The organism is Mesorhizobium sp. B2-5-11 (genome assembly GCF_006440835.1).
Classification (GTDB): Bacteria; Pseudomonadota; Alphaproteobacteria; order Rhizobiales; family Rhizobiaceae; genus Mesorhizobium.
The window spans coordinates 59,815-85,210 of record NZ_VFUK01000017.1; the positions used below are offsets into that span (position 1 = coordinate 59,815).

At 64.8% G+C, this 25,396-nt stretch carries 21 protein-coding genes and 1 pseudogene; 15 read left to right on the forward strand and 7 right to left on the reverse strand.

The window, feature by feature from the left end; genetic code table 11:
* Positions 1-82 precede the first annotated feature (82 nt).
* The 14 genes and pseudogenes from FJ490_RS30555 (at position 83) to FJ490_RS30625 (ending at position 18,162) form a co-directional block, all read left to right on the forward strand.
* Positions 83-1,867, forward strand: a complete 1,785-nt coding sequence (locus FJ490_RS30555; RefSeq protein WP_140491185.1) for a sensor histidine kinase — start codon at positions 83-85, stop codon at positions 1,865-1,867.
* Positions 1,868-2,077: 210 nt separating this feature from the next.
* On the forward strand, positions 2,078-2,524 hold the full coding sequence (locus FJ490_RS30560; RefSeq protein ID WP_140729492.1) for an HPr kinase/phosphorylase: 447 nt from the start codon (positions 2,078-2,080) through the stop codon (positions 2,522-2,524).
* 164 nt (positions 2,525-2,688) lie between these two features.
* The gene (locus FJ490_RS30570; RefSeq protein WP_027032585.1) at positions 2,689-3,090 is read left to right on the forward strand and encodes a PTS sugar transporter subunit IIA; all 402 of its coding nucleotides are present in this window, start codon (positions 2,689-2,691) and stop codon (positions 3,088-3,090) included.
* Positions 3,087-3,383, forward strand: a complete 297-nt coding sequence (locus tag FJ490_RS30575) for an HPr family phosphocarrier protein (RefSeq protein WP_140491179.1) — start codon at positions 3,087-3,089, stop codon at positions 3,381-3,383. The genes FJ490_RS30570 and FJ490_RS30575 overlap by 4 nt, the downstream gene beginning before the upstream one ends.
* 173 nt (positions 3,384-3,556) lie before the next feature.
* Entirely contained in the window at positions 3,557-4,957 is a 1,401-nt protein-coding gene (gene ahcY, locus FJ490_RS30580) for an adenosylhomocysteinase (protein ID WP_140517752.1), read from the forward strand.
* A gap of 187 nt (positions 4,958-5,144) precedes the next feature.
* Complete coding sequence (locus tag FJ490_RS30585) at positions 5,145-7,700, forward strand: PAS domain-containing sensor histidine kinase (protein WP_140729488.1); 2,556 nt, start codon at positions 5,145-5,147, stop codon at positions 7,698-7,700.
* 8 nt (positions 7,701-7,708) lie between these two features.
* The gene (gene tsaE, locus FJ490_RS30590; protein ID WP_140491173.1) at positions 7,709-9,220 is read left to right on the forward strand and encodes a tRNA (adenosine(37)-N6)-threonylcarbamoyltransferase complex ATPase subunit type 1 TsaE; all 1,512 of its coding nucleotides are present in this window, start codon (positions 7,709-7,711) and stop codon (positions 9,218-9,220) included.
* The gene (locus FJ490_RS30595; protein WP_281405600.1) at positions 9,217-9,981 is read left to right on the forward strand and encodes a nucleotidyltransferase family protein; all 765 of its coding nucleotides are present in this window, start codon (positions 9,217-9,219) and stop codon (positions 9,979-9,981) included. The genes tsaE and FJ490_RS30595 overlap by 4 nt, the downstream gene beginning before the upstream one ends.
* Entirely contained in the window at positions 9,978-13,112 is a 3,135-nt protein-coding gene (addB, locus tag FJ490_RS30600) for a double-strand break repair protein AddB (protein WP_140491171.1), read from the forward strand. Before FJ490_RS30595 ends, addB begins: the two co-directional genes overlap by 4 nt.
* Positions 13,109-16,630 carry a double-strand break repair helicase AddA gene (gene addA / locus FJ490_RS30605; RefSeq protein ID WP_140491169.1) on the forward strand — a complete coding sequence of 1,174 codons (3,522 nt, stop codon included), beginning with the start codon at positions 13,109-13,111 and terminating at the stop codon, positions 16,628-16,630. The genes addB and addA overlap by 4 nt, the downstream gene beginning before the upstream one ends.
* A 74-nt stretch (positions 16,631-16,704) precedes the next feature.
* The gene (gene trxA / locus FJ490_RS30610; RefSeq protein ID WP_140491167.1) at positions 16,705-17,028 is read left to right on the forward strand and encodes a thioredoxin; all 324 of its coding nucleotides are present in this window, start codon (positions 16,705-16,707) and stop codon (positions 17,026-17,028) included.
* Positions 17,029-17,162: 134 nt separating this feature from the next.
* Entirely contained in the window at positions 17,163-17,444 is a 282-nt protein-coding gene (locus tag FJ490_RS30615; RefSeq protein ID WP_140491165.1) for a cupin domain-containing protein, read from the forward strand.
* A gap of 64 nt (positions 17,445-17,508) precedes the next feature.
* Positions 17,509-17,757, forward strand: a complete 249-nt coding sequence (locus tag FJ490_RS30620; protein WP_140524091.1) for a type II toxin-antitoxin system VapB family antitoxin — start codon at positions 17,509-17,511, stop codon at positions 17,755-17,757.
* A pseudogene (locus tag FJ490_RS30625) lies at positions 17,754-18,162 on the forward strand (PIN domain-containing protein). The gene FJ490_RS30620 and the pseudogene FJ490_RS30625 overlap by 4 nt, the downstream one beginning before the upstream one ends.
* A gap of 109 nt (positions 18,163-18,271) precedes the next feature.
* On the opposite strand, the gene FJ490_RS30630 reads toward FJ490_RS30625, so the two are convergent.
* The 5 genes from FJ490_RS30630 to FJ490_RS30650 form a co-directional block, all read right to left on the reverse strand.
* Complete coding sequence (locus FJ490_RS30630) at positions 18,272-19,597, reverse strand: folylpolyglutamate synthase/dihydrofolate synthase family protein (RefSeq protein WP_140628782.1); 1,326 nt, start codon at positions 19,595-19,597, stop codon at positions 18,272-18,274.
* Between the two features lie 62 nt (positions 19,598-19,659).
* Complete coding sequence (gene accD / locus FJ490_RS30635; RefSeq protein WP_140491161.1) at positions 19,660-20,586, reverse strand: acetyl-CoA carboxylase, carboxyltransferase subunit beta; 927 nt, start codon at positions 20,584-20,586, stop codon at positions 19,660-19,662.
* A 181-nt stretch (positions 20,587-20,767) separates the two neighbouring features.
* Positions 20,768-21,607 carry a tryptophan synthase subunit alpha gene (gene trpA, locus FJ490_RS30640; protein ID WP_140491158.1) on the reverse strand — a complete coding sequence of 280 codons (840 nt, stop codon included), beginning with the start codon at positions 21,605-21,607 and terminating at the stop codon, positions 20,768-20,770.
* Between the two features lie 2 nt (positions 21,608-21,609).
* Positions 21,610-22,860 (reverse strand): tryptophan synthase subunit beta, encoded by a 1,251-nt coding sequence (trpB, locus tag FJ490_RS30645; protein ID WP_140491156.1) that lies wholly within the window; start codon positions 22,858-22,860, stop codon positions 21,610-21,612.
* 87 nt (positions 22,861-22,947) lie between these two features.
* Complete coding sequence (locus FJ490_RS30650) at positions 22,948-23,607, reverse strand: phosphoribosylanthranilate isomerase (protein WP_140491154.1); 660 nt, start codon at positions 23,605-23,607, stop codon at positions 22,948-22,950.
* 111 nt (positions 23,608-23,718) lie between these two features.
* Here FJ490_RS30650 and FJ490_RS30655 point away from each other — a divergent pair, with 111 nt between their 5' ends.
* The gene (locus FJ490_RS30655; protein ID WP_140491152.1) at positions 23,719-23,937 is read left to right on the forward strand and encodes a hypothetical protein; all 219 of its coding nucleotides are present in this window, start codon (positions 23,719-23,721) and stop codon (positions 23,935-23,937) included.
* A gap of 101 nt (positions 23,938-24,038) precedes the next feature.
* Here FJ490_RS30655 and FJ490_RS30660 read toward each other — a convergent pair whose 3' ends face one another.
* Both FJ490_RS30660 and FJ490_RS30665 read right to left on the reverse strand, forming a co-directional pair.
* Positions 24,039-24,797, reverse strand: a complete 759-nt coding sequence (locus FJ490_RS30660; RefSeq protein WP_140491150.1) for a M48 family metallopeptidase — start codon at positions 24,795-24,797, stop codon at positions 24,039-24,041.
* A 100-nt stretch (positions 24,798-24,897) separates the two neighbouring features.
* On the reverse strand, positions 24,898-25,380 hold the full coding sequence (locus FJ490_RS30665) for a DUF2852 domain-containing protein (RefSeq protein ID WP_140491148.1): 483 nt from the start codon (positions 25,378-25,380) through the stop codon (positions 24,898-24,900).
* Positions 25,381-25,396: the final 16 nt, after the last annotated feature.

Genomic DNA, 25,396 nt, shown 5'->3' on the forward strand with positions numbered 1-25,396 from the left:
CGTGCATCGCCGCGATCTCAGCCAACCATTTCTCTATTCGCTACCCGCTACTCACTAATACTAAGCAGGGAACTGCTGTTCGATGGCAGTGGAAGCACAGCGGAGCAGATCGGCGGGCGTTGCAAGGCGGCCGGCGCGCATCATGCCCGCGTTCCTGTCGAAGCTCACCGTGCCCATGCGCCGCTTCCTCGGCCATCACATCTTTTCCAGCCTGACGCGGCGTATCCTCTTCCTCAATCTCGCCGGCCTCGCAGTCCTGGTCACCGGCATTCTCTATCTCAACACCTTCCGCGACGGGCTGATCGACGCCCGCGTCGAAAGCCTCATGACCCAGGGCGAGATCATCGCCGGCGCGATCGCCGCCTCGGCGACGGTCGAGACCGATTCGATCAGCATCGATCCGGAAAAGCTGCTTGAGCTGCAGGCCGGCGAAAGCCTGGGACCGGGCTCCGACCAGCTCGACAATCTGGATTTCCCGATCAATCCTGAACGCGTCGCCCCGGTGCTGCGCCGGCTGATCTCGCCGACCCGCACCCGCGCCCGCATCTACGACCGCGACGCCAATTTGCTGCTCGATTCGCGCCATCTCTATTCGCGCGGCCAGATCCTTCGGTACGATCTGCCCCCGGTCGACGAGGAAGAGCCCGACCTTGTCGAACGCATCCAGAAGTTCATCTTCGACTTCTTCCGCAACACCGATCTGCCGGTCTATCACGAGCAGCCCGGCGGCAATGGCGCTGCCTTCCCGGAAGTGGTCAAGGCGCTGACCGGCAGCCCGTCGACCATCGTCCGGATCAGCGAACAGGGCGAGCAGATCGTTTCCGTCGCGGTGCCGATCCAGCGCTTCCGCGCCGTTCTCGGCGTGTTGATGCTGTCGACCGAAGGCGGCGACATCGACAAGATCGTCGCCGCCGAACGCAAGGCGATCCTGCGCGTCTTTGGCATCGCGGCACTCGTCACCGCCATCCTGTCGATGCTTCTGGCCTCCACCATCGCCAATCCGCTGCGCCGGCTGTCTGCGGCGGCCGTGCGGGTACGGCGCGGCGTCAAGAGCCGCGAGGAAATCCCTGATTTCTCCGACCGGCAGGACGAGATCGGCAATCTGTCGATTGCCGTGCGCGACATGACGAACGCGCTCTATGCCCGCATCGAGGCGATCGAGAGCTTCGCCGCCGATGTTTCGCATGAATTGAAGAACCCGCTGACCTCGCTGCGCAGCGCGGTGGAAACCTTGCCGCTCGCCAAGAACGACAATTCGCGCAGCCGGCTGATGGAGATCATCCAGCACGACGTCAGGCGGCTGGACCGCCTCATCACCGACATTTCGGACGCCTCCCGTCTTGATGCCGAGCTGGCGCGGGATGACGCGGGGACGGTGGACCTGAAGAAATTCATCACCGACCTCGTCGCCGTCTCGCGTGAAACGACGCGCAACAAGAAGGCGGTCGAGATCGAACTCAGGGTGGCCAAGCTGCCGCAGGGCGTCAAGGGCTATTTCGTCGTCGGCCACGACCTGCGCATCGGCCAGGTCATCACCAACCTGATCGAGAACGCCCGCTCCTTCGTGCCAGAGGAGCGCGGCCATATCATCCTGTCGCTGGCGCGCACCGGCAAGTTCAACATCCTCACCGTCGATGACAATGGTCCCGGCATCCGCGCCGACAACATCGATCGCATCTTCGAACGCTTCTACACCGACCGGCCCGCCGGCGAGGCGTTCGGCCAGAATTCAGGCCTTGGCCTGTCGATATCCAGGCAGATCGTCGAGGCCCATGGCGGCACGCTGACCGCCGAGAACATCCCCGGCACCAAGCCAGGCGAGATCAAGGGCGCCCGCTTCGTGGTTACGCTGCCGGCCGAAGCATGATCCCGAAAAGTGGGAACCGGTTTTCGGATCAGATCATGCCTCATGCAAAAATGATCCCGGATATCGCGGCCTTACGGCCGTCATCCTCGGGCTTGTCTCGAGGACCCGCCGCACAGCGTGGCTATGGTGCGAACACTATTGGAAGGCCTGCAGATCCTCGGGATGACGGCGTTGGATCAGGATTTCCGAAATACACAAGCGGGCACGCTCATGCAGCCTGAAAACATCCACGCAACGGCCATCCTGATCGGCGAGCGCGGCGTTCTCGTCAGCGGCGCATCCGGTTCGGGCAAGACGACACTGGCGCTGGCGCTCATTGACCATTGCCACCCGCAAGGCTTGTTCTCACGGCTCGTCGGCGACGACCAGCTTTTCGTCATGGCACATGCGGGACGGCTGGTGTGCCGCGCGCCCGCCGCGATCGAGGGCCTGGTCGAGGTGCCCGGGCGTGGTCCGCGACCCGTGCCGTTTGAGGCGGGCGCCGTCATCGATCTGCATGTCAGGCTTTTGCCGGCCGGCGAAGTAGCACGCTTTCAGGAGGATGCCGACGACACCATCGCCGGCTGCCTGGTGCCGCGGATTGACGTTGCGGAACGCAATATTGCCGCTGCCTTGCCCGCCGTGATGGCGCATCTGTCGATCGCGCCTTTTCTATGATGCGACCGGGGTTTTTTGCTGCAATGCGTCAAAATGGCATGGGCCGGCGCAATTTTGGGCTTGTCAACGAGCCGCGCGTCGACAAGATAGCGCTCCCGCCGCCTGGAATGGCTGGCGAGCATAAAATGCGCCTGTGAAGCGGCGATGACGGGAGCCACCAAAGAATGATCGGACTCGTGCTTGTAACGCACGGTCAACTGGCCACCGAGTTCCGACATGCCGTGGAACATGTCGTCGGGCCACAAGACAATTTCGAAACCGTGGCGATCGGGGCTGACGACGATATGGAGCAGCGCCGGCGCGACATCGTCGATGCCGTTGCCCGTGTCGACACCGGGACGGGCGTGATCGTGTTGACCGACATGTTCGGCGGCACGCCTTCGAACCTTGCCATTTCCGTGATGGAGTCCGGCCGCACCGAAGTCATCGCCGGCATGAATTTGCCGATGCTGATCAAGCTATCCTCGATCCGCAAGGGCGACAACATGGCGGCGGCCCTCGACGAGGCGCAGGCGGCGGGGCGCAAATACATCAATGTCGCCAGCCAGCTCCTGAGCAGCAAATGAGCACGATGTCGTCGGAAAAGGACCAGATCGTCCGCGAATTTCCGATCGTCAATCAACGCGGCCTGCACGCGCGCGCCTCGGCCAAGTTCGTGCAGCTCGCCAGCGGCTACAACGCGTCGGTCCACGTCGAGAAGGACGGCGTCAAGGTCGGCGGCACCTCGATCATGGGCCTGATGATGCTGGCGGCAAGTCCGGGCTATTCGATTCGCGTCACCGCCAGCGGTCCCGAAGCGCTTGAGGTCATGAATGCGCTGGAGCAGCTGGTGGCGTCCCGCTTCGGCGAGGAATGCTGATCCCTTACCTTCGCATGAAAGACATGCAGGGATAAAGATTTCTTTATATCCCATTGTCGTCTTGACGCCGATCTGCTAGTCAGGCGGGCAATTCGCGCCCTTCGACGCGCCTGCCGGCGCGGGCGCATCCGCAAACAATTCAATAGCGTAACAATTCGCATCGGAGCACTGCCATGACGGGTAGCAAGGACTATGTGGTCGCCGACATCTCGCTTGCCGGCTGGGGCCGCAAGGAAATCGAGATCGCCGAAACCGAAATGCCGGGCCTGATGGCCTGCCGCGAGGAATTCGGCTCCAAGAAGCCGCTCAAGGGCGCGCGCATCACCGGCTCGCTGCACATGACCATCCAGACCGCGGTGTTGATCGAGACGCTGAAGGCGCTCGGTGCCGATATACGCTGGGCTTCCTGCAACATCTTCTCGACCCAGGACCATGCGGCTGCTGCCATCGCCGAGGCCGGCATCCCGGTCTTCGCCGTCAAGGGCGAGACGCTTGAGCAGTACTGGGACTACACCGACAGGATTTTCCAGTGGGCCGACGGCGGCACCTCCAACATGATCCTCGATGATGGCGGCGACGCCACCATGTACATCCTGATCGGCGCGCGCGCCGAGGCCGGCGAGGACGTGCTGTCCAATCCGCACAGCGAGGAGGAGGAATATTTCTATGCCCAGGTCAAGAAGCGCATGAAGGCTTCGCCCGGCTTCTTCACCAAGCAGAAGGAAGCGATCCGGGGCGTCACCGAAGAGACGACCACCGGCGTCAACAGGCTCTACCAGCTGCAGAAGAAGGGCTTGCTGCCTTTCCCGGCCATCAATGTCAACGACTCCGTCACCAAGTCGAAATTCGACAATAAATATGGCTGCAAGGAATCGCTGGTCGACGGCATCCGCCGCGGCACCGACACCATGATGGCCGGCAAGGTCGCCGTCGTCTGCGGCTATGGCGACGTCGGCAAGGGCTCGTCCGCCTCGCTGAAGGGCGCCGGCGCCCGCGTCAAGGTCACCGAGGTCGATCCGATCTGCGCCCTGCAGGCGGCGATGGACGGCTTCGAGGTCGTCACGCTCGAAGATGCCGCACCCACCGCCGACATCGTCATCACCACCACCGGCAACAAGGATGTCGTCACCCTCGACCACATGCGTTCGATGAAGGACATGGTGATCGTCGGCAACATCGGTCACTTCGACAACGAGATCCAGGTGGCATCGCTGCGCAACCTGAAATGGACCAACGTCAAGCCTCAGGTCGACATGATCACCTTCCCCGATGGCAAGCGCATGATCTTGCTGTCGGAAGGCCGCCTGCTCAACCTCGGCAACGCCACCGGCCATCCGAGCTTCGTCATGTCGGCGTCCTTCACCAACCAGGTGCTGGCGCAGATCGAGCTATTCACCAAGGGCGAGCAGTACCAGAACCAGGTCTACGTGCTGCCCAAGCATCTCGACGAGAAGGTCGCGCGCCTGCATCTCGACAAGCTCGGCGCTCGCCTGACCGAACTGTCGGGCGAACAGGCAGCCTATATCGGCGTGACCCCGCAGGGTCCGTTCAAGCCGGAACACTACCGCTATTAACCAAAGCTGAATTTACTACCAGATATTGACGCCGGGCGATTGACTTTTCGCCCGGCTTTATTTTTGCGCCGAATGATTCTTCACGCCGATTCCAGCAGGCGCTATTGTTGTGATTCGCGGTCCGGGGACGAGGACCGGCGTACGCATCAGGGCGGTCTTGCATTCAGGCGGCGAAGAGGACCAAGACATGCCGGGGGATAACCCGCTTTGCGCGGGACGGGCCGTTTCCGGCGGCCATGACGATTCGAGGATTACCGGCACCGCCACGCGAGGCGGGCGCCCTTCATGGCGCGCGCGCGCCGGACTTTTCCTTGCCGGCTCCGCACTTGGCTGGCCTTTGGTCGGCACGGTGGCCCACGCCCAGGCTGCTGCTGCGGAGGCTGCAAGCCTATCGGTGAGCACGGTCGAGGTCGTGCAGCTTGCCGTCTTTGTCGGAGTGATGGGAGCGGCATTCCTGTCGGCCATCGTTCTGATCCGGGAGAGAGCGCGCACCTCGGCCGAAAATGTCGAGCTCAGGAGCCGCATCGCGGACATCAACGCGGCGCTGCGCCGTTCGGAGGCGCTGCTCAACTTGCGCGACCAGCGTGTCGTCGTCTGGGCCTCGGAGAACAAGAAACCCGAGCTCATCGGTACGCTGCCGGTCGAAAGCGGTGCGCCCGAGGAGCGGGCCGCCTTCCTTGCCTTCGGCCGCTGGCTGATGCCGCGCTCGGCTGCGGCACTCGAGCATGCCGTCGCGGGGCTGCGCGAAAGAGCCGTGTCCTTCGACCTCGTCATCGAAACGCAGACCGGCGCTCCGCTGGAAGTGCATGGCCGCAAGAGCGCGGCGCATGTGCTGGTGCGGTTCGTTTCTCTTTCCGAGACGCAACGCAGCCAGGCCCGGCTGAAGATCGAAAACCAGCGGCTGGCCGCCGACCATGATACGATGATCGGCCTGCTCGAGGCGCTGAAGATGCCGGCATGGCTGCGCGGCGAGGACGGCCGCCTGAGATGGGTGAACCGGGCCTATGCCGAAGCGGTCGAGGCCGAAAGCGCGGAGATGGCTGTCCGCGACGCCAAGGAATTCCTCGGCGGCCAGGCGCGCGAAGCGATCGCTGCCCAGCACAAGTCCCATCCTGTTTTCGAACAGACGCTTTCCACAGTCATCGAGGGCGACCGCCGCGTCTTCGCGGTGACCGATTTCGCCGGCGCCGACGGTTCGGCCGGGCTTGCCTGCGACACCAGCGCCATCGAAACCATCCGCAGCGAATATGAGCGCACCGTGCGCAGCCACGCCGACACGCTCGACCAGCTCAACACGGCGGTCGCGATCTTCGACACCGACGAGAAGCTGCGCTTCTTCAACCAGGCTTTCCAGAAGCTCTGGGGCCTCGATGCAGGCTTCCTGCACAGCGCGCCCGATAACGCTTTGCTGCTGGATCGGCTGCGCAGCGAGGGCAAGATCGCCGAGCAGCCGGAGTGGCGTCGCTGGAAGGAAGGCCTGCTCGGCGCCTACCGCGCGGTGGAATCGCAGGAGCATTGGTGGCACCTGCCCGACGGCAAGACCATCCGCGTCGTCGCCAACCCGCAGCCCAAGGGCGGCGTCACCTGGGTGTTCGAGAACCTCACCGAGAAGATGGACCTCGAAAGCCGCTACCGCACCGCGGTGCGGGTCCAGGGCGAAACACTCGACAACCTCGCCGAAGGCGTGGCGGTGTTCGGTCCCGACGGCAGGCTGCGCCTGTCGAACCCGGCATTTGCTACTTTGTGGGGCCTGGACGCCGAAACCGCCCGGCCCAATGTCCATGTTTCCGCAATCCGTGAGCTTTGCGACCTGCAAGCGATCGACAGCCCGTGGGGCGGCTTCGTCGCCGCCATCACCGGCTTCGACGACGAGCGCCGCGACCGCCACGGTCAGACCGAGCTCAACAACGGCACCGTGCTGCGCTACGCCGTGATCCCCTTGCCCAACGGGCAGGTGATGATGACCTTCGTCGACGTTACCGACAGCGTCCGTGTCGAACGCGCGCTCAAGGACAAGAACGAGGCGCTGGAGAAATCCGACCAGCTCAAGAACGAATTCGTCCAGCACGTGTCCTACGAACTGCGCTCGCCGCTGACCAACATCATCGGCTTCACCGAACTGCTGTCGCTGCCGGTCACCGGTCCGCTGACGCAGAAGCAGCGCGAATATGTCGAGCATGTCGGCTCGTCGTCCTCGGTGCTTTTGACCATCGTCAACGACATACTCGACCTTGCCACGGTCGATGCCGGCATCATGCAGCTCGACATTTCCGAGGTCCATGTCGACCGCACGATCGCCGCCGCCGCCGAGCTGGTTGCCGACCGGCTGGAAGAGCATTCAATCAGGCTCGAGGTCGATGCCGCGGCGGCGCCGAAGACCTTCCACGGCGACGAAATCCGCATCCGCCAGATCCTCTACAACCTGCTCAGCAACGCCGCCAACTACGCGCCGGAGGCCAGCGCCATCCGGCTCGCCTGCCGTCAGTTGGCGGACGGTGTGGAATTCTCGGTCCATGACGATGGACCCGGCATGCCGCCCGACGTGCTTGACTCGGTGTTCCGCCGCTTCGAGCCGCGCGCCAATGGCGGCCGCCGGCGCGGCGCCGGGCTCGGACTGTCGATCGTCAAGAGCTTCGTCGAGCTGCATGGCGGCAGCGTCCGCATCGAAACCGGCAAGGACAAGGGCACGACCGTCATCTGCACCTTTCCCGACATGCCGGGCATCCGCGCCGCGGCCGAGTAGCGCACTCGATGGCCGCATTGATGCTCGAGCGTTTACTCGCCGACGAAACACAGACAGCGCGGCTGGGTGAGGATCTGGCGCTGGCGTTGCGCGCCGGCGACGTCCTGGCGCTGAAGGGCGATCTCGGCGCGGGCAAATCGACGCTGGCGCGGGCGCTGATCAGGGCCTTGGCCGACGATGCCGGTCTCGACGTGCCGAGTCCTACCTTCACCCTTGTGCAAAGCTACGATACGCGCATCCCGGTCCATCATTTCGACCTCTACCGCCTGTCCTCGGCAGCCGAGCTCGATGAACTGGGCTTCGACGAGGCGTTGGCGCAAGGCGCGGCCCTTGTCGAATGGCCGGAACGGGCCGAGGGTTATTTGCCTGGGACCGCCGTGCTGATCGAACTCGTCCAGCATGGCGATGGCCGATTGGCGAGACTGTCCGGGCAAGGCGCTGCCTACGATCGGGTGGCGCGGTCGCTCGCCATGCGTGATTTCCTCGAAGGCGCTGGATGGGGCGAGGCCAGCCGCCGCCATTTCATCGGCGATGCCTCTGCCCGCTCCTACGAAATTGTCTCGCTTCCAGGCCATGCCGCGAGGGTGCTGATGAACTCGCCGCGGCTGGTGCTGGGCCCGCCGGTGCGCGACGGCAAGCCCTATGGCGTCATCGCCCACACCGCCCAGTCGGTGTCAGCCTTCGCCGCCATCGACCGCGCGCTGCTCGCCGCCGGGGTCAGCGTTCCCGAAATCCATGCGCAGGATCTCGACCAGGGATTCCTGCTGCTCGAACATCTGGGCTCCGAAGGTTTCCTGGACGGGCATGGCAGGCCGGTCGCCGGGCGCTATGAGGCGGCGGCCGAACTGCTCGCCATGATGCATGGCAAGACCTGGCCCCACCGGATGGAGGCCGCGCCCGGCGTGTTTCACGATGTGCCGCCCTTCGACCGCGACGCCATGCTGATCGAGGCGGACCTGCTGGTCGATTGGTACGTGCCGATGCTGACGGGCGCTCCGGCGGGCGATGCCTTGCGCGTCGGCTACCACAAGGAGTGGAACGCGGTTCTCGACCGGCTCGCTGACAGCCAATACACGCTGATGCTGCGTGACTTTCATTCGCCGAACATCATCTGGCGCGCTGAGCGCTCCGGCCATGACCGGCTCGGTATCGTCGATATCCAGGACGCGTTGATCGGCCCCGCCGCTTACGACGTCGCCTCGCTGGCCATGGACGCGCGCGTCACCATCCCGCCAGGCATCGAGAAACGCACGCTCGATGCCTATGTCGCCGCCCGCCGCGCGGCCGGCCCATTTGACGAGGCGGCATTCCTCGAGGCCTATGCGATCATGGCGGCGCAGCGCAATTCCAAGATCCTCGGCATCTTCGTCCGGCTCGAAAAACGCGACGGCAAGCCCTATTATCTGAAGCACTTGCCGCGTATCCGCGACTATCTGCGCCGGGCGCTGTCTCATCCTGCCTTGGCCGGCCTTCGCGAGTTCTATACCGCTCACGGTCTGCTGGAGGAGCAAACGCCGTGACATCGATACCGGACGCAGCGAGCGTGCCCAAAACTGCGATCGTGCCCAAAACTGCGATAGTGCTTGCCGCAGGGCTCGGCAAGCGCATGCGGCCGATCACCGACACGATCCCCAAGCCGCTGGTCAGGATCGCCGGCAAGACGCTGCTCGACTGGGGCCTCGACAGTCTCGCCGCGGCCGGCATCGGCAAGGCCGTCGTCAACGTGCACTATCTTCCCGAACAGATCGTCGCCCATCTCGGCGCGCGCCATGCGCCACAGATCGTCATTTCGGACGAGAGCGAGCGGTTGCTCGATTCCGCCGGCGGCATCGTCAAGGCGCTGCCGGAGCTCGGCCAACAGCCCTTCTACATCCTCAACGCCGACACCTTCTGGATCGACCAAGGAACGCTCAATCTCAACCGTCTCGCCCTTGCATGGGATGCCGCGAAAATGGATATTCTGCTGATGCTGGCGGATCTCCATCAGGCGACCGGACACTGCGGCAGCACCGACTTCCTGGTGGCGCCGGACGGCACCCTGCGGCGTTCCAAAGGCGATCCGGCGGGCCTGATCTATGCCGGGGCGGCGATCGTCCATCCGCGCATCTTCAAGGGTGCCTTGCCGGAACCTCATTCGCTTAACACCTACTTCGACAAGGCGATCGCCGCCGGCCGGCTGTCCGGCATGCCGATGCATGGCCATTGGATCACCGTCGGCACGCCTGACGCCATTGCGAGCGCGGAAGCGGCGGTCGCGGGCGCGCTAGCCGAGTCGCAATGAGCGGCCCGGGCCGCGTTTTCTCCATTTCCCCCGGTGCGCCGTTTCTGCCGACGCTTGCCGAGGCGCTGCTGGCCGGGCGTCTTGTTCCGGGCTTTCGCTTCGATGGCGACCCGCTCGCCTTGGCCGATGTCACCATCTATGTGCCGACGCGGCGCGCCGCGCGCGCCTTGCGCGGCGTCTTCGTCGACAGCCTGTCGGCCAGGGGCGGCGGCGGTTCGGCGATTCTGCCAGTCATCCGGCCGCTCGGCGAATTCGACGAGGACGAGGCAGCGTTCGAGACGGAAGCGTCGGCGGCCATCGACCTCGCTCCGCCGATCGCGGCAACCGAACGCCTGCTGCTGCTGGCGCCGCTGGTGCGCGCCTGGAAACGCCGGCTGCCGGCGCATGTGGCGGCGCTTTTCGAGGAGGAGATCGTCATTCCAGCCTCCACCGCCGATGCGATCTGGCTGGCACGCGATCTCGCCCGGCTTATGGATGAGATCGAGACGGAAGGCACGGACTGGACGCGGCTCGCTGACCTGGTGAGCGGCAATCTCGCGGGATGGTGGCAGGTCACGCTTGATTTTCTCGGCATCGTCACCGACGCCTGGCCGAAATTCCTTGGGGAACGGAACCTCTCCAACCCGGCGGCGCATCGCAGCGCCCTGCTCCGGCTGGAAGCGGCGCGGTTGCGGCGCAATCCGCCCGCCGGGCCGGTTATCGCCGCCGGTTCCACCGGCTCCATCCCCGCCACGGCAGAGCTGCTGGCCGCCATCGCCCGCTTGGGGGGCGGAGCCATCGTGCTGCCAGGCCTCGACCGGACGATGGATGAGCCGTCCTTCCAGGCCATCACGGCGCCGGGCGCACGTCCGGCCGTGCTCGGCCATCCGCAATACGGCCTCGCCAAGCTGATCGGCACCATCGGGGTGCTGCGCGGCGATGTCGAGGAGATAGGCGCGGCCGGACATGAACTCGCGCTTCGCGCCGCCCTCGTGGGCGAAGCGCTGCGGCCGGCCGAGACCACCGAATTGTGGGCCGAGACGCGCAGCGGCTTTTCCGCCTCCGACATCGAGCAGGCGTTCTCCGGCGTGAGCCTGCTGGAAGCGGCCAGCGAACGCGATGAAGCCGTGGCGATCGCCGTTGCGCTCAAGCGCGCCGTCGAGCAGCCCGGCCAAAGGGCGGCTCTCGTTACCGGCGACCGGGCGCTGGCGCGCCGCGTCTCGGTCGAACTCGCCCGCTTCGGCGTCGTCGCCGACGATTCCGGTGGTGTGCCGCTTTCCAACACGCCCGCCGCCGGCCTGCTTGGCCTGGCGTTGCAGGCGGTGTTCCGTCCCGGTGACCCGGTCGGCCTGTTGTCGTTGCTCAAGCATCCCCTGCTTGCCCTTGGCCTGGACCGGACGAGCGTTCGCCATGCGGCGGAACTGATCGAACTGGTGGCGCTGCGCGGCGGCACCGGCCGCCCCGACATCGCGTCGCTGCCGGACCTGTTCGAAGCCCGCCTGGTTGACCTCGGCGCCGACAGCAGGCGGCCTTTCTGGTTTACCCGGCTGACCGTGCGCGCTATCGAAGGCGCGCGGAATTTGCTTGGACGTCTCAACGAAGCGCTGGCGCCGCTTGCCGCCTTTCGCGGCCAGGCCGACGCCGGTCTTGTGGCGCTGGTCGAGGCCAGCGTCGTGGTGCTGGAAAATCTAGGCCGTGCGGCCGATGGCGGGCTTGGCGCACTCTATGCCGGCGATGCCGGAGAGAAACTGGCCGACCTGTTGCGTGGACTGGTCGCGGCGTCCGTGCCGCTGTCGTTTGCCGCCGACGAATGGCCAGATGTCATGGCGGCGCTGATCGCGCCCGAGACGGTCAAGCCGGCGCAGGGCACAGACAGGAACATCGCCATCTGGGGGGCGCTGGAAGCCCGCTTGCAGAATGTCGACACGCTGGTCATCGGCGGCATGAACGAAGGCGTGTGGCCGCGCAAACCCGAAAGCGATCGCTTCATGTCGCGGCTGATGAAGACCGGCATCGACCTGGAGCCGCCCGAACGGCGCATTGGGCTTGCCGCGCATGATTTCCAGATGGCCATGGGGGCGGCGAAGGTGGTGCTGTCGCGCTCCGCACGCGCCGGTGACGCGCCCGCCGTGCCCTCGCGCTGGCTGCAGCGCATTCTCACTTATATCGGCAAGGACCAGGCAGCCAGGCTTGCCGAACGCGGCGACGAACTCATCGCCTGGGCGCGCGCGCTCGATACCGGCCCGCGGCGGGACTTCGCGCCGCGCCCGCAGCCGAAGCCGCCGGTCGCGCTGCGTCCAACCCATTTCTCGGTCACCGAGATCGAGACGCTGCGTCGCGATCCCTACGCCATCTATGCCAGGCGCATCCTCGGCCTGCTGCCGCTCGACCCGGTCATCCGCGACCCGGGTGCGGCCGAGCGCGGCACGCTGTTCCACGCCATCCTGCATCTGTTCTCGGGCAGCGTGGCCGATCCGCGTGCTCCCGATGCGCTGGCCGGCCTGCTCGCCGCCGGCCGGACCTGCTTCGCCGAGGCAGCACTTCCCACCGATGTCGAGGCGGTCTGGTGGCCGCGTTTCGAAAAACTCGCCGCCAGCATCATCGAATGGGAACGCGGCCGCGCTGGGGCCGTGGCCCGGCGCCACGCCGAGGCGCGAGCGGGCAAGACCATGGTCGGCCAATCCGGGATCACCCTGTCGGGCTATGCCGACCGGGTCGATCTTCTCCATGGCGGCATGGCCGACATATTGGACTACAAGACCGGCTCCTCGCCTTCCAAGGCCCAGGCGCACACGCTGCTGTCGCCGCAACTGGCGCTGGAGGGCGCGTTGCTCAGGCGCGGCGCTTTCCAGGAACTCGGCGCGCGCGAGCCCTCGCAATTGGCTTTCGTCAGGCTGAAGCCGAATGGCGAGGTTTTCGAGGAATCGATCCTCGAATACAACCGGCAGCCACGCACCGCCACGGACCTCGCCGAGGAGGCCTGGGCGCGGCTGGAGAAATTGCTCATCCACTATGCCGATCCGGCGGCCGGCTATCTGTCGCGGGCACTGCCGTTCCGCGAAGGCGAGACCGACGGCGACTACGACCATCTCGCCCGCGTGCTCGAATGGTCGGCGGGCGGCGATGCGGACGATGAGGGAGGGGAGGCATGAAGAAAGCCTATCCCATCCCCGGCGAAACCGCCGCTAGGCAGGCCAGCGCCTCGGATCCGAGGAATTCCGCCTGGGTGTCGGCCAATGCCGGGTCCGGCAAGACCCATGTGCTGGCCCAGCGCGTCATCCGGCTCCTGCTTCGCGGCACCGATCCGTCGAAGATACTGTGCCTGACCTATACGCGCGCCGCCGCCGCCAACATGTCGAACCGGGTTTTCTCGACATTGTCGGAATGGACCGCGCTCGGCGATGCCGAATTGGCGGTGAGGGTCGAGGCGCTCGATGGCCGCCGGCCCGACCGCGAAACCATGCGCCGCGCCCGCCGCCTGTTTGCCGAGGCGCTGGAAACGCCCGGCGGCCTGAAGATCCAGACCATTCATGCCTTCTGCGAATCGGTGCTGCACCAGTTCCCGCTGGAAGCCAACATCCCCGCGCATTTCGAGATGCTCGACCCGCAGATGGAGGCATCGTTGTTCGCCGCCGCGCGCCGTGAAATGATTTCGGGCAGCGCGGCGGATCGGCCGGACCTCGCCGAAGCTTTCGCCGCCGTGCTCGAGCGCGGTGGCGAGGCCGGGCTCGACGCTTTGCTGGGTGAGATCGTCCGCAAGCGCGACGAACTGGGCGCCTTCATCGGTGAAATCGATCGAGGCGGCCCGAACTTCCAGACGCTGTTCGACGAATTCCAATTCCGCCCCGGCCAGACCGCCGAAGGCATAGCGGCCGCCATCTGGCCGCTGCCCGGCTTCCTGCCGGATTATTTTGCCGGCTTCGCCCAGGCGGCGGAGGCCGCCGACGCCAGGACGGTGCTCAACAACATCTTGCCTCATGCGCGCCTGGCTTTCGCGGAAACCGACCCCGTGCGCCGCCTGCAGCTGCTTTCGCGGGCTTTCCTGAAGGCCGACGGCGACGTCTACGATCCAGCCAAGGCCTTCAAGAAGGCGCTGCTCGACCGGCTGCCGGACCTGGCGGAGCGCTATCTCTCGGCGACCACCGCAATCGTCGAGACGGTCGACCGGCTCGCCCTGTTCCGGATGCTGGAGGGCACGTGCGCCGCGCTGACGCTGGCCGACTGGCTGATCGCCCGCTACGAGCAGTTGAAGCGTGGCCGCGGGTTCCTCGACTTCAACGACCTGATCACCCGCACCGTCAGTCTCCTGGCCAGGCCCGATGCCGGCCCGTGGGTGCAATACAAGCTCGACCAGGGCATCGACCACATCCTGCTCGACGAGGCGCAGGACACCAGCCCCGACCAGTGGGAGGTGGTGAAGCGGCTGGCCGAGGAATTCTTCGCCGGCATCGGCGCCCGCGACACCGCGCATCGGACGATCTTCGCTGTCGGTGACGAAAAACAGTCGATCTATTCCTTCCAGGGAGCGGCGCCGGATTCCTTCGCCGACAGCAGGCTCCTGTTCGCAAGCAAGGTGCGCGACGCCGATGCGCCCTTCGCCGATCTGAAGCTCACCTGGTCGTTCCGCTCGACCGACGATGTTCTGGCCGCTGTCGACCGTGTCTTCGCCGATCCGGTCGTGCGGCGCGGCATCAGCCATGACCCCGACCCGCTGAGCCACAAGGCGATACGCACCGATGCACCGGGCTATGTCGAGGTCTGGCCATCCATCGGCGCCGATGTCGTCGACGAGCCGGACGACTGGACCCAGGCAGTCGACCATGCCCGCGCGCCGGCGGTTCGGGTTGCCGAAAACGTCGCCGCCACCATTGCCGGCTGGATCGGCAATGGCGAGGTCATCGAAGGCCGCGGCAAGAGGCTGCGCCCTGGCGACGTGCTGGTGCTGGTGCGCAAGCGCGATCGCTTCGTTCATGCACTGACGCGTGCCCTGAAACGTCGTGACATCCCGGTCGCCGGCGCCGACCGGTTGAGCCTGCCCGGCCACATTGCGGTCAAGGACCTGATCGCGCTCGGCCATTTCCTGATCCAGCCGCAGGACGATCTGTCGCTCGCCGCCGTGCTGCGGAGCCCGATCTTCGATCTGTCGGAAGAGATGCTTTTCACACTGGCCGCGCAAAGACCATCCGGCCTGTCGCTGGCCGGGTCCCTGCGCCAGCATGCCAGCCAAAGCGAAGCGCTCGCGGCGGTCGCCGCTCAACTCGACATCTGGGCCAACGAGGCCGTCTTCAAGCCGGTGTTCGAATTCTATGCCGGCCTGCTGGCACGCGGTGGCGTGCGCCGCAAGATGGTTGCGCGGCTCGGGCCGGAAGCCGGGGACATTCTCGACGAATTCCTGAGTTTCTGCCTTGCCGAGGAGCGGACCGGCTTGCCCGGGCTGGAAGCCTTCCTGTCGACGCTGGAGAGCGCCGGCCCAGAAATCAAGCGCGAGATGGACCAGACCCGCGACGAGGTCCGCGTCATGACCGTGCATGCAGCCAAGGGGCTCGAGGCGCCTGTCGTCTTCCTGGTCGATGGCGGTTCGGCTCCGTTCAGCGATCAGCATCTGCCGCGCCTGATGCCGTTCGAGGGTTCGGGGCTGAACTGGAGCGGCAAGGGCTTTCTCTGGCGTTCGACCAGCGACGTCGCCAACGGGATTTCGAAGGCTGCCGCGGCCAGGGCGCGCGATCTCGCCGATGACGAGTACCGGCGGCTGCTCTATGTCGGCATGACCCGGGCCGAGGACAGGCTGATCGTCTGCGGTTATCATGGCAAGCGCGCGCCGAACACCGGCACCTGGCATTCGCTCGTCAGCCGTGCCCTGGTCGGGGCGCCGGAGAGTGCCGAGTATCCGCATCCGGCCGGCGGCGGCGTCTCAGTGCATCGCTTCCAGGTGACCGGATTGCCGCCGTTTGCACCGGTCGCCGAGAGCGAAGCCAGGCAGACGCGGGACTTCGGGCCGCCGCCCGAAATCTTGTTCAAGCCGCTGCCGCCATACGAGGACCTGCCGCGCCCGCTGTCGCCATCCGGAGCCTCCGCCCTGATCGACGAGGGCAAGGAAAGCGTCATCGACACCGGCTCGCCAGTGCTGGATGGCGACGCCGAACCCGGCTTCGCCGTCATGCGAGGCCTGGCGCTGCACAAACTGCTGCAGATGCTGCCCGGCGTGGCGCAAGACGAACGCCAGGGCGCAGCCGAACGTTATCTCGCCCGCGCCGGCGCGCAATGGCCGGCCGGCGAGTGCGAAAAGGCGGTCGCCTCGGTGATGGCGATCCTTGCCGATCCGCGTTTCGCGCCGCTTTTCGGACCCTCTTCGCGCGCCGAAGTGGCGGTCATGGGCAGCCTCGACGTCAAGGGCACGAAACGCTCGATTTCCGGCAAGATCGACAGGGTGGCGGTGACGCCGGACCGCGTATCCATCATCGACTACAAGACCAATCGGCCGGCGCCCGCCTCGCTGGGCGAGGTTCCGCCCGCCTATCTGCTGCAGCTCGCGCTCTATCGCGCCTTGCTGCGGCCGCTCTATCCCGGCCGCGAAGTCACGGCGGCCTTGCTGTTCACGGAGGCGCCGCGGCTGATCGAACTGCCGGCTCGGGCCATGGATGACGCTCTTGCCCGACTCACGCGAGCGTGACACAAGAACTGCTTGAAGAAGGGCGCGGCAACCACCACATTTGGTGCGAGGAAAAATTTCGAAAGGATTTCCGCATGGCTACCGTCAAGGTCGACAAGAACAATTTCCAGACCGCTGTGCTCGACGCCAAGGAGCCGGTCGTGGTGGATTTCTGGGCGGAATGGTGCGGTCCCTGCAAGATGATCGCGCCGGCGCTGGAAGACATCGCCAATGAGCTCGGCAGCAAGGTGAAGATCGCCAAGCTCAACATCGACGAGAATCCCGAACTGGCAGCGGAATTCGGCGTGCGCTCGATCCCGACGCTGATGATCTTCAAGGGCGGCGAAAGAGCCGATGTGAAGGTTGGCGCCGCGCCCAAGACCGCGCTGTCGCACTGGATCAACGGTAATCTCGCCTGATCAATCCGAAATTCCTGACATCAAGCCCGGCCGATCGCGCCGGGCTTTTTGTTGGCGTCATTGGTCGCCCGCTCTGGCCCTGACGTCCGGGGCCTCCATGTCTTCTGCTGGCAGCAGATGCAGGGAGAGGAAAAATGACCGGATCCGCCAAGGCCACCGTCTTCATCGACAATGAGCGCGTCATCGTCACGGAATACCGCTTTCAGCCGGGCGACAACACCGGCTGGCACCGCCATGGCCACGACTATGTTGTCGTGCCGCTGATGGACGGCAAGGTAAAGCTTCTGACCAAGGACGGCGAATCCTTCGCCGAAATGAAGAAAGGCGCGCCCTATTTCCGCAGGGAAGGCGTCGAGCACGACGTCATCAGCGCCAATGACGGCGAATATGCCTTCATTGAGATCGAGCTGAAATAGCGGCGTTCGCCTCGAATACCGCAGCGGAAATCGGTATATATGTCTTCCAACAACGGAGTTTGAGATGGCCGAACCTCAGCTCTCGGTCCGTAGCGCAAAAGCACGCGACCTGGCTCATAGACTTGCTCGTCGCGAAAATCGCTCGATAGCAGATGTCGTCGAGCGAGCGCTTGAATCGTACGAGATCCGTGAGGCGGGACGCGAGCCCGCCACCACCTTCTACGCCCGCCTCACGGCCAGTTGTGGCGTCGATATCGATCTGAAGGAAATCATCCGCGACGGCCGCCTGGTTCATGCTGGACCCGAGCTTTGATTTTCGTCGACACCGATGTGATTTCAGAAACACTCAAGAAGGCACCGGACGAAGCCGTTCTCGCCTGGCTTGTCCGCAACGATGCTGAATTGGCCCACGGTGACGATTGCTGAAGTCGCTTTCGGCATTCACAAAATCCGACCTGATGAGCGTGCGGATCGCCTGGAGCAGGGGCTTTCTCAATGGCGCCGTCGCTTCGCCGACCGGATTTCTGGGCTGACGGAAGAGGCTGCGCTGGTTTACGGGGAGATCATGGGAACCGCCAGCCGCCTGGGCCGTGGAATGTCGGCTCCCGATGGCATGATCGCCGCGATCGTGCGTGTAAATGGTGGTCGGCTGGCGATGCGCAACCTCAACGACTTTGCCACCGCCAACCTCGACCTGATCTCACCGTGGGATTTCTAGCGTTGGAACGGATCACGCGAAGCGTCTTTGGTATGTTGTGCCATGACGTTTTCCCAAGCCGAGATCGTTTTCCGGGGGCGGGTAGGATAGATTTCCGATTATCGCCATGTCACGTCGGCGGCGTGCCGTTCTCCGCCAACACCGCTCCAGCCAGATAGAGCGAACCGCCGATCAGGATGCGCGGCGGCGGGCCGTCCCAGGTGTCCCGCAGTAACATCAGCGCGCTGGCGACGGAACTCACCGGCTCGGCCGTCAGCCCGGCCTCGGTGGCACGGGCCGCCAGTTCGTCGTTCGGCACGCTGGCGTCGCTCAGGCTCACCGGCACCGTATAGACGTGCCGGGCGAGGCCATTGAAGGCGCGGAAATAGCCGCTCTGGTCCTTGGTGTTGATCATGCCGGAGATGAGAAAAAGCGGCCTGGGGTTCTTCTCTTCCTGCTCGGCCAGCGCCTCGGCGACGACCACGCCGGCGCCCGGATTGTGGCCGCCGTCGAGCCAGATGTCGGCGCCCTTGGGCGCCAGTTCCGTCAGCCTGCCTTGCGACAGCTTCTGCATCCGCCCCGGCCAGGCGACAGTGGTCATCGCCTTCTCGGCGGCACGGTGGCTGATCTCGAAGCCGGCTGCCTTGACGGCGGCGATCGCGGCGGCCGCGTTGGCGAACTGGTGGCGCCCGGGCAGCCGCGGCGGCGACAGATCCATCAAGCCATCATCGTCCTGATAGACCATGCGGCCGTTCTCCTCGAAGGCGAGGAAATCCTGTCCATAGACCAGGGTCGGGCAGCCGAGCCGCTCGGCGGTTTCGATCAGCACCTGCTGCGCCGCCTCGGTTTCCTGCGCGCCGATGACCACCGGGCAACCGCGCTTGATGATGCCGGCCTTCTCGGCGGCGATCAGTTCGACGCGGTCGCCGAGATAGGCTTCGTGGTCCATCGACACCGGCATGATCACCGAGACAGCCGGCCTGGCGATGACATTGGTGGCGTCGAAGCGGCCGCCGAGGCCGACCTCGACGATGGCGGCATCGGCCGGATGCTCCGAAAACAGGATGAAGGTGACGGCGGTGAGGATCTCGAAAACGGTGATCTTCTCGCCGCCATTGGCCTTGGCGACGCGGGCGATGGCCTCGGCGAAGATATCGTCCTCGACCAGCCTGCCGCCGCCATCGGCCGCCAGCCGGTAGCGCTCGTGCCAGCTGACCAGATGCGGCGAGGTGTGCACGTGCACGAGCCGGCCGGACGCTTCCAGAAGCGCCCGCGAGAAGGCGGCGCAAGAGCCCTTGCCGTTGGTGCCGGCGATATGGATCACCGGCGGCAGCAAGTCCTGAGGATTGCCCAGCCGCTCCAGCAGCCGTGAAATGCGGTCGAGCGAAAGATCGAAGCCTTTCGGGTGAAGCGCCATCAGCGCTTCGATTTCACGGTCGGCGGCAAGCGTGGTCATGTAAGAGTCCTAAGCGCGCGATGGATCGCGCGCAATCGCGGTTCGCGGCAAAGAGTGTCGCGTCAGGCCTGCGGCCGTGCTTCCGTCGCGACCACCGCCGGCGGCAGGATTTCCGGCTCCAGGGGCTTGTGCTCTTCCGGCATCTTGAGCAGCATCTTCAAGAGCCGCGCGATGGTCCGGCGCATCTCCAGTCGCGACACCACCATGTCGACCATGCCGTGCTCCATCAGATATTCGGAGCGCTGGAAGCCGTCCGGCAGTTTTTCCCGGATGGTCTGCTCGATGACACGCGGTCCGGCGAAGCCGATCAGTGCGCCGGGCTCGGCTATATGCACGTCGCCCAGCATGGCGTAGGAGGCAGTGACGCCGCCGGTCGTCGGATTGGTCAGCACGACGATGTAGGGAAGGCCGGCTTCCTTCAGCCGGTCGACGCCGACCGTGGTGCGCGGCAATTGCATCAGCGACAGGATGCCTTCCTGCATGCGCGCGCCGCCGGAAGCGGCAAACAGGATCAGCGGCCGCTTGCGCTGCACGGCCACCTCGAAGGCATGAACGATGGCGTCGCCCGCGGCCATGCCGAGCGAACCGCCCATGAAGGCAAAATCCTGCACCGTCACCACCACCGGCAGGCCTTCTACGGTGCCCAGCGCGTTGACGATGGCATCTTCCAGGCCGGTCTTGGCCTTGGCGTCCTTCAACCGGTCGGTGTAGCGCTTCTCGTCGCGGAACTTCAGCGGGTCCAGCATGACCTTGGGATTTTCGAGCTGTTCGTATTTGCCGTCGTCGAGGAAGTATTTCAGCCGCTCCTTGGCCGAGATCTTCATGTGATGGCCCGAAGACGGGATGACGAACTGGTTGGATTCCAGATCCTTGTGGAACACCATCTCCCCGGTCTCGGGATCCTTGATCCACAGGTTCTCGGGCATGTCGGTGCGCCGGCCGAGCATCGAATTGATCTTCGGGCGAACGTAGTTGGTGATCCAGTTCATCGCTTCGGCTCCTGTCCTGACGAAGAGTTAGAGCAATTCCAGGAAAAGTGTGAACCGGTTTTCCGACCGGAATTGCGATAAAGCAAAAAGATAGAGCGGTTCGGCGTTTCCGTGAAACGGCAAACCGATCCAGCGCATGCCGCCCGGGATGGCGACGTGCACAAGACCTGAGGTAGGAAAACTATTCGGCGGCAGCAAGGCGGGCCAACCGCACGCCCTGCGCGAGGCCGCTGACCAGCGTGGCGACGGCCTCGGCCGGGTCGGCGGTCTTTTCGCCCTTCGGCCCCAGCACATTCGCGACCGCATTGACGATCGCGGTGCCGACGACGACGCCGTCGGCATTGGCGCCGATGACGCGCGCCTGTTCGGCGGTCTTGACGCCGAAGCCGACGCAGACCGGCAGATCGGTATGGCCCTTGATGCGCTTGACCGCCGCAGCCACCTTGCCGGTGTCGGCCAGCGCGGAACCGGTGATGCCGGTCATCGACACGTAATAGACGAAGCCGGACGTGTTCTGCAGCACCTTGGGCAGGCGCTTGTCGTCGGTGGTCGGCGTCGCCAGCCGGATGAAGTTGATGCCGGCTTTCAGCGCCGGGATGCACAGCTCCTCGTCCATCTCCGGCGGCAGGTCGACGACGATCAGCCCGTCGATGCCGCTGGCCAATGCGTCCTTGAGAAAGCGGTCGACGCCGTAGATGTAGATCGGGTTGTAGTATCCCATCAGAACGATCGGCGTCTCATTGTCGCCGGTGCGGAAGTCAGCCGCCATCTTGAGCGTCTTGACCAGCGTCTGGCCGCCTTTCAGCGCCCGCAAGCCCGCGGCCTGGATCGCCGGGCCATCGGCCATCGGATCGGAGAACGGCATGCCGAGTTCGATGATGTCCGCGCCGGCCGTTGGCAGCGCCTTCATGATCGACAGCGAGGTCTGATAGTCCGGGTCGCCGCCCATGAAATAGGTGACGAGCGCCGGGCGGCCTTCGTTCTTGAGCTTTGCCATGCGGCGATCGATGCGGGTCACCATGATCAGATCTCCATGCCCAGCATCGAAGCCACCGTATGCACGTCCTTGTCGCCGCGGCCGGACAGGTTGACGATGACGATCTGGTCCTTGTCCATGGCGGGCACGATCTTCACCGCATGGGCGATGGCGTGCGCCGATTCGAGCGCCGGGATGATGCCTTCGACGCGTGTGGTCAGCTTGAAGGCCTCCAGCGCCTCGTCGTCGAGGATCGGCACATATTCGACGCGGCCAGAGTCGCGCAGCCAGGAATGCTCCGGGCCGACGCCGGGGTAATCGAGGCCGGCCGAGATCGAATGGCCGTCCATGATCTGGCCGTCGGCATTTTGCAGGAGATAGGTGCGGTTGCCATGCAGCACGCCCGGCGCGCCGGCGTTCATCGAGGCGCAGTGCTCGATGCCGTCGAGGCCACGCCCGCCGGCCTCGATGCCGATGATGCGGACATCCTTGTCGTCGAGGAACGGATGGAACAGGCCGATGGCGTTGGAGCCGCCGCCGACGGCGGCGATGATGGTGTCGGGCAACCGGCCTTCCTGCTCGAGGATCTGAGCGCGCGCCTCCGAACCGATCACCGACTGGAAGTCGCGCACCAGCTCCGGATAGGGGTGCGGGCCGGCGGCGGTGCCGATCAGGTAATAAGTGTCCTCGACATTGGTCACCCAGTCGCGCAGCGCCTCGTTCATGGCGTCCTTCAGCGTGCCGTGGCCAGCGGTCACCGGCCGCACTTCGGCGCCAAGCAGCTTCATGCGAAAGACATTGGGGCTTTGGCGGGCAACGTCCGTGGCACCCATGTAGACGACGCAGGGAAAGCCGAAACGGGCAGCGACCGTGGCCGACGCCACGCCGTGCTGGCCGGCCCCGGTCTCGGCGATGATGCGCGTCTTGCCCATGCGCTTGGCCAGCAGGATCTGGCCGAGGCAATTGTTGATCTTGTGCGAACCGGTATGGTTCAGGTCCTCGCGCTTGAAATAAACCTTTGCGCCGCCCCCGATGCCCTTCGCCGAGGAAACCTCACGAAGATGCCTGGTCAGTCCTTCGGCGAAATAAAGCTTCGACGGCCGCCCCGCATAATGGGTCGAAAGATCGGTGAGCTCGGCCCTGAAATCCGGATCGTTCTTGACCTCGTTCCAGTGCCGTTCGAGGTCGAGGATCAGCGGCATCAGCGTTTCGGCCACGAAACGACCGCCGAAAATGCCAAACATGCCCTGTTCGTCGGGTCCGGTGCGGAAGGAATTGAGTGTCGCCGGCTTGTTCATCGCCGATCTCCTGGCATCTCGATTTTCTTAAGCATGTCCTGTCGAAAACCGTTTTCCACTTTCGGGACATGCTCGGGTTTGAGCCGGTCAGGCGGCGCGGTCGTCTCGCGCTGCCTTGACGGCCCGGAAAAACTGCTCGATCAGCGCCGGATCCTTGATGCCCGGCGCGCTTTCCACGCCGGAGGAAATATCAATTCCGGGCGGGCTGGCAAGCCGAAGGGCATCGCCGATATTGGCGGCGTTGAGCCCACCGGAAAGCATGTAATCGAGCCCGGCGTCAAGGCCGGTCAGGATGCGCCAGTCGAACGCAACGCCATTGCCGCCCGGCAACTCGGAGCCCTTCGGCGGCTTGGCGTCGAACAGGAACCGGTCCGCGACCCCGACGAACGGTTTGATGCGCTCGAGATCGGCGGCTTCGCTGAGCGGCAGCGCCTTCATGACCGGCAGGTCATAGCGGGCTTTCAGTTCGGCCACCCGTTCGGGCGTTTCCGAGCCGTGCAGCTGCAGCATGTCCGGGCGCATGCTGTCGATGATGTCGTCCAGGAAGGTGTCGTTGGCGTCGACGGTAACGGCAACCGCCAAAGCCTTGCCGCGCGCGGCTTCGCGCAACCGCCCGGCTGCAGCCGGTTCGATGTAACGCGGGCTCTTGGCAAAGAAAATGAAGCCGACATGGCTGGCGCCGCCGGCCAGCGCCGCTGCCATTGCCTGGTCGGTCTTCAAGCCGCAGATTTTGACGTCGAGTGCCATGGCGCGGGAATTGACATGAAATCGAGGCAGAGTCGAGAAAAAGCATGTTGTTTGCCGGCAGGGCCAAAGGCGCTACCTATCATGGGAAAGCATGCAAGGCGGGAGAACATCATGACTGACAGAACCGTTGCCGAACTCAGGCAGAAGATCGCGCAAGCGCGCGAGGTGATCGCGCATTTGATGGACAAGGCCGCCTTCAACGGCGCCGAGGCGCATCGGGCGCTCGATTATTTCGACACCGACGCCTTCGATCGGAATTTTTTACCGTGGCCGCATCATAGCGAAGAGGGGCTGCGGCCTGAAGAACTGAACGCCGCGAATGACGATTGAGTTCGTGCGGCCAGTAAGAACGTAGACGCTGGCGGGACCGGAGGTGTGAAGCATCACCGCGGAAAAGCTTATTTTCTGGCGCCGTACGACGCTTCATTGCGCTACTCGAAAACGATCGCCTGCAAGGCCCCGCCATTGCGCTTCAGCCAGTCCTTGCAGCGGTCGGTGTCGGGGCAGAGCTTTTCGCACAATTTCCAGAATTTCGGGCCGTGGTTCATCTCTTTCAGATGCGCTACTTCATGCGCGACGAGGTAGTTGATGACGGGCGGCGGCGCCATCATGATGCGCCAGGAAAAGGACAAATTGCCTTCGGAGGTGCACGAGCCCCAGCGGCTGGACGTATCCTTGTAGCGGATCGCCTTGGCGCGCTTGCCAAGCGCTTCGGTGTGCCTGGCCACCAGCTTCTCGATCTCCTTCTTGGCCTCGCGCTTCAAAAAATCGGCGATGCGGCGCGGCAGGTGGATGCGCTCGCCATGCACGATCAGCAGCGGGCCGCGTTCGTCGCGCGACACGGTGACGGTGCCGCGCCTTGACGGCTCATGCACGATGCGGTGCGGCACGCCGCGGATTGGTATCTTGATGCCTGGCCGTACCTGCGGCCGTGTCGGCACCTTGGCCAGCCGCTGCTCCAGCCAGTCCTGATGACGATCGAGGAACCGCTCCACCTCGCCGCGGCGCAGGCCCGGCGGCACGGTGATACGCAGGCCCTGGCCGCTGGAATCGATGCGCAGCGTCAGACGCCGCGCCCTGGCGCTCTCGACGATCTTGAGCGGCAGCGTGCGGCCGGCAACGCAGTATTCTCGCTCCACGACAGGCGTGGGCTTGGGCTTCGTCAGATTGCGGAAGAATCCGAGGGTCATGGCCGGACGATACGCGATTCGAGAAAAACGAATAGAACAAAAAAGAAACGGCGCCGCTCGCGCGACGCCGTTTTTTCACGATCGGGCCTGTCGCTCAGCCTCAGTCGTCAAGCAGGTTCGAGCCTTTGCCACGCTTGGTGGGGGTCGTGCCTGTGCTCGGGTCGCTCTTTGCCGGAGCGGTCGACTTGTTGCGGTTCGCCATGAAGCGATCGAACTCGTCCTGGTCCTTGGCGCGACGCAATTCGCGGGCGTAGTCGTCGAACTCGGTCAACATGTCGTCGAGCTTGCGGCGTTCCTCGGCCAGGCGTTCAAGCTCCTTTTCGCGCCAGTCGTCAAACGCGACGTTGCCGGTCCGGGCGGAGCCGTGGCCCCAGCGCGCGGCTTTGTCGGAACCGCGGCGGCAGCCGGCGAAGATGCCGTCGGTCGCGCGGTTGACATCACGCTTGAAGCCCTCGAGCCGGTCGCCCCAGATGATGTAGGCGAGCATGGCGAAGCCGAGCGGCCAGAACACCATGAAGCCGATCACCATCAACGCGATGGTTGCCGGCGTCCAGGCCGGGCGGATCAATGCAGATGTGTTCATTTTCTCCCATTCCTTC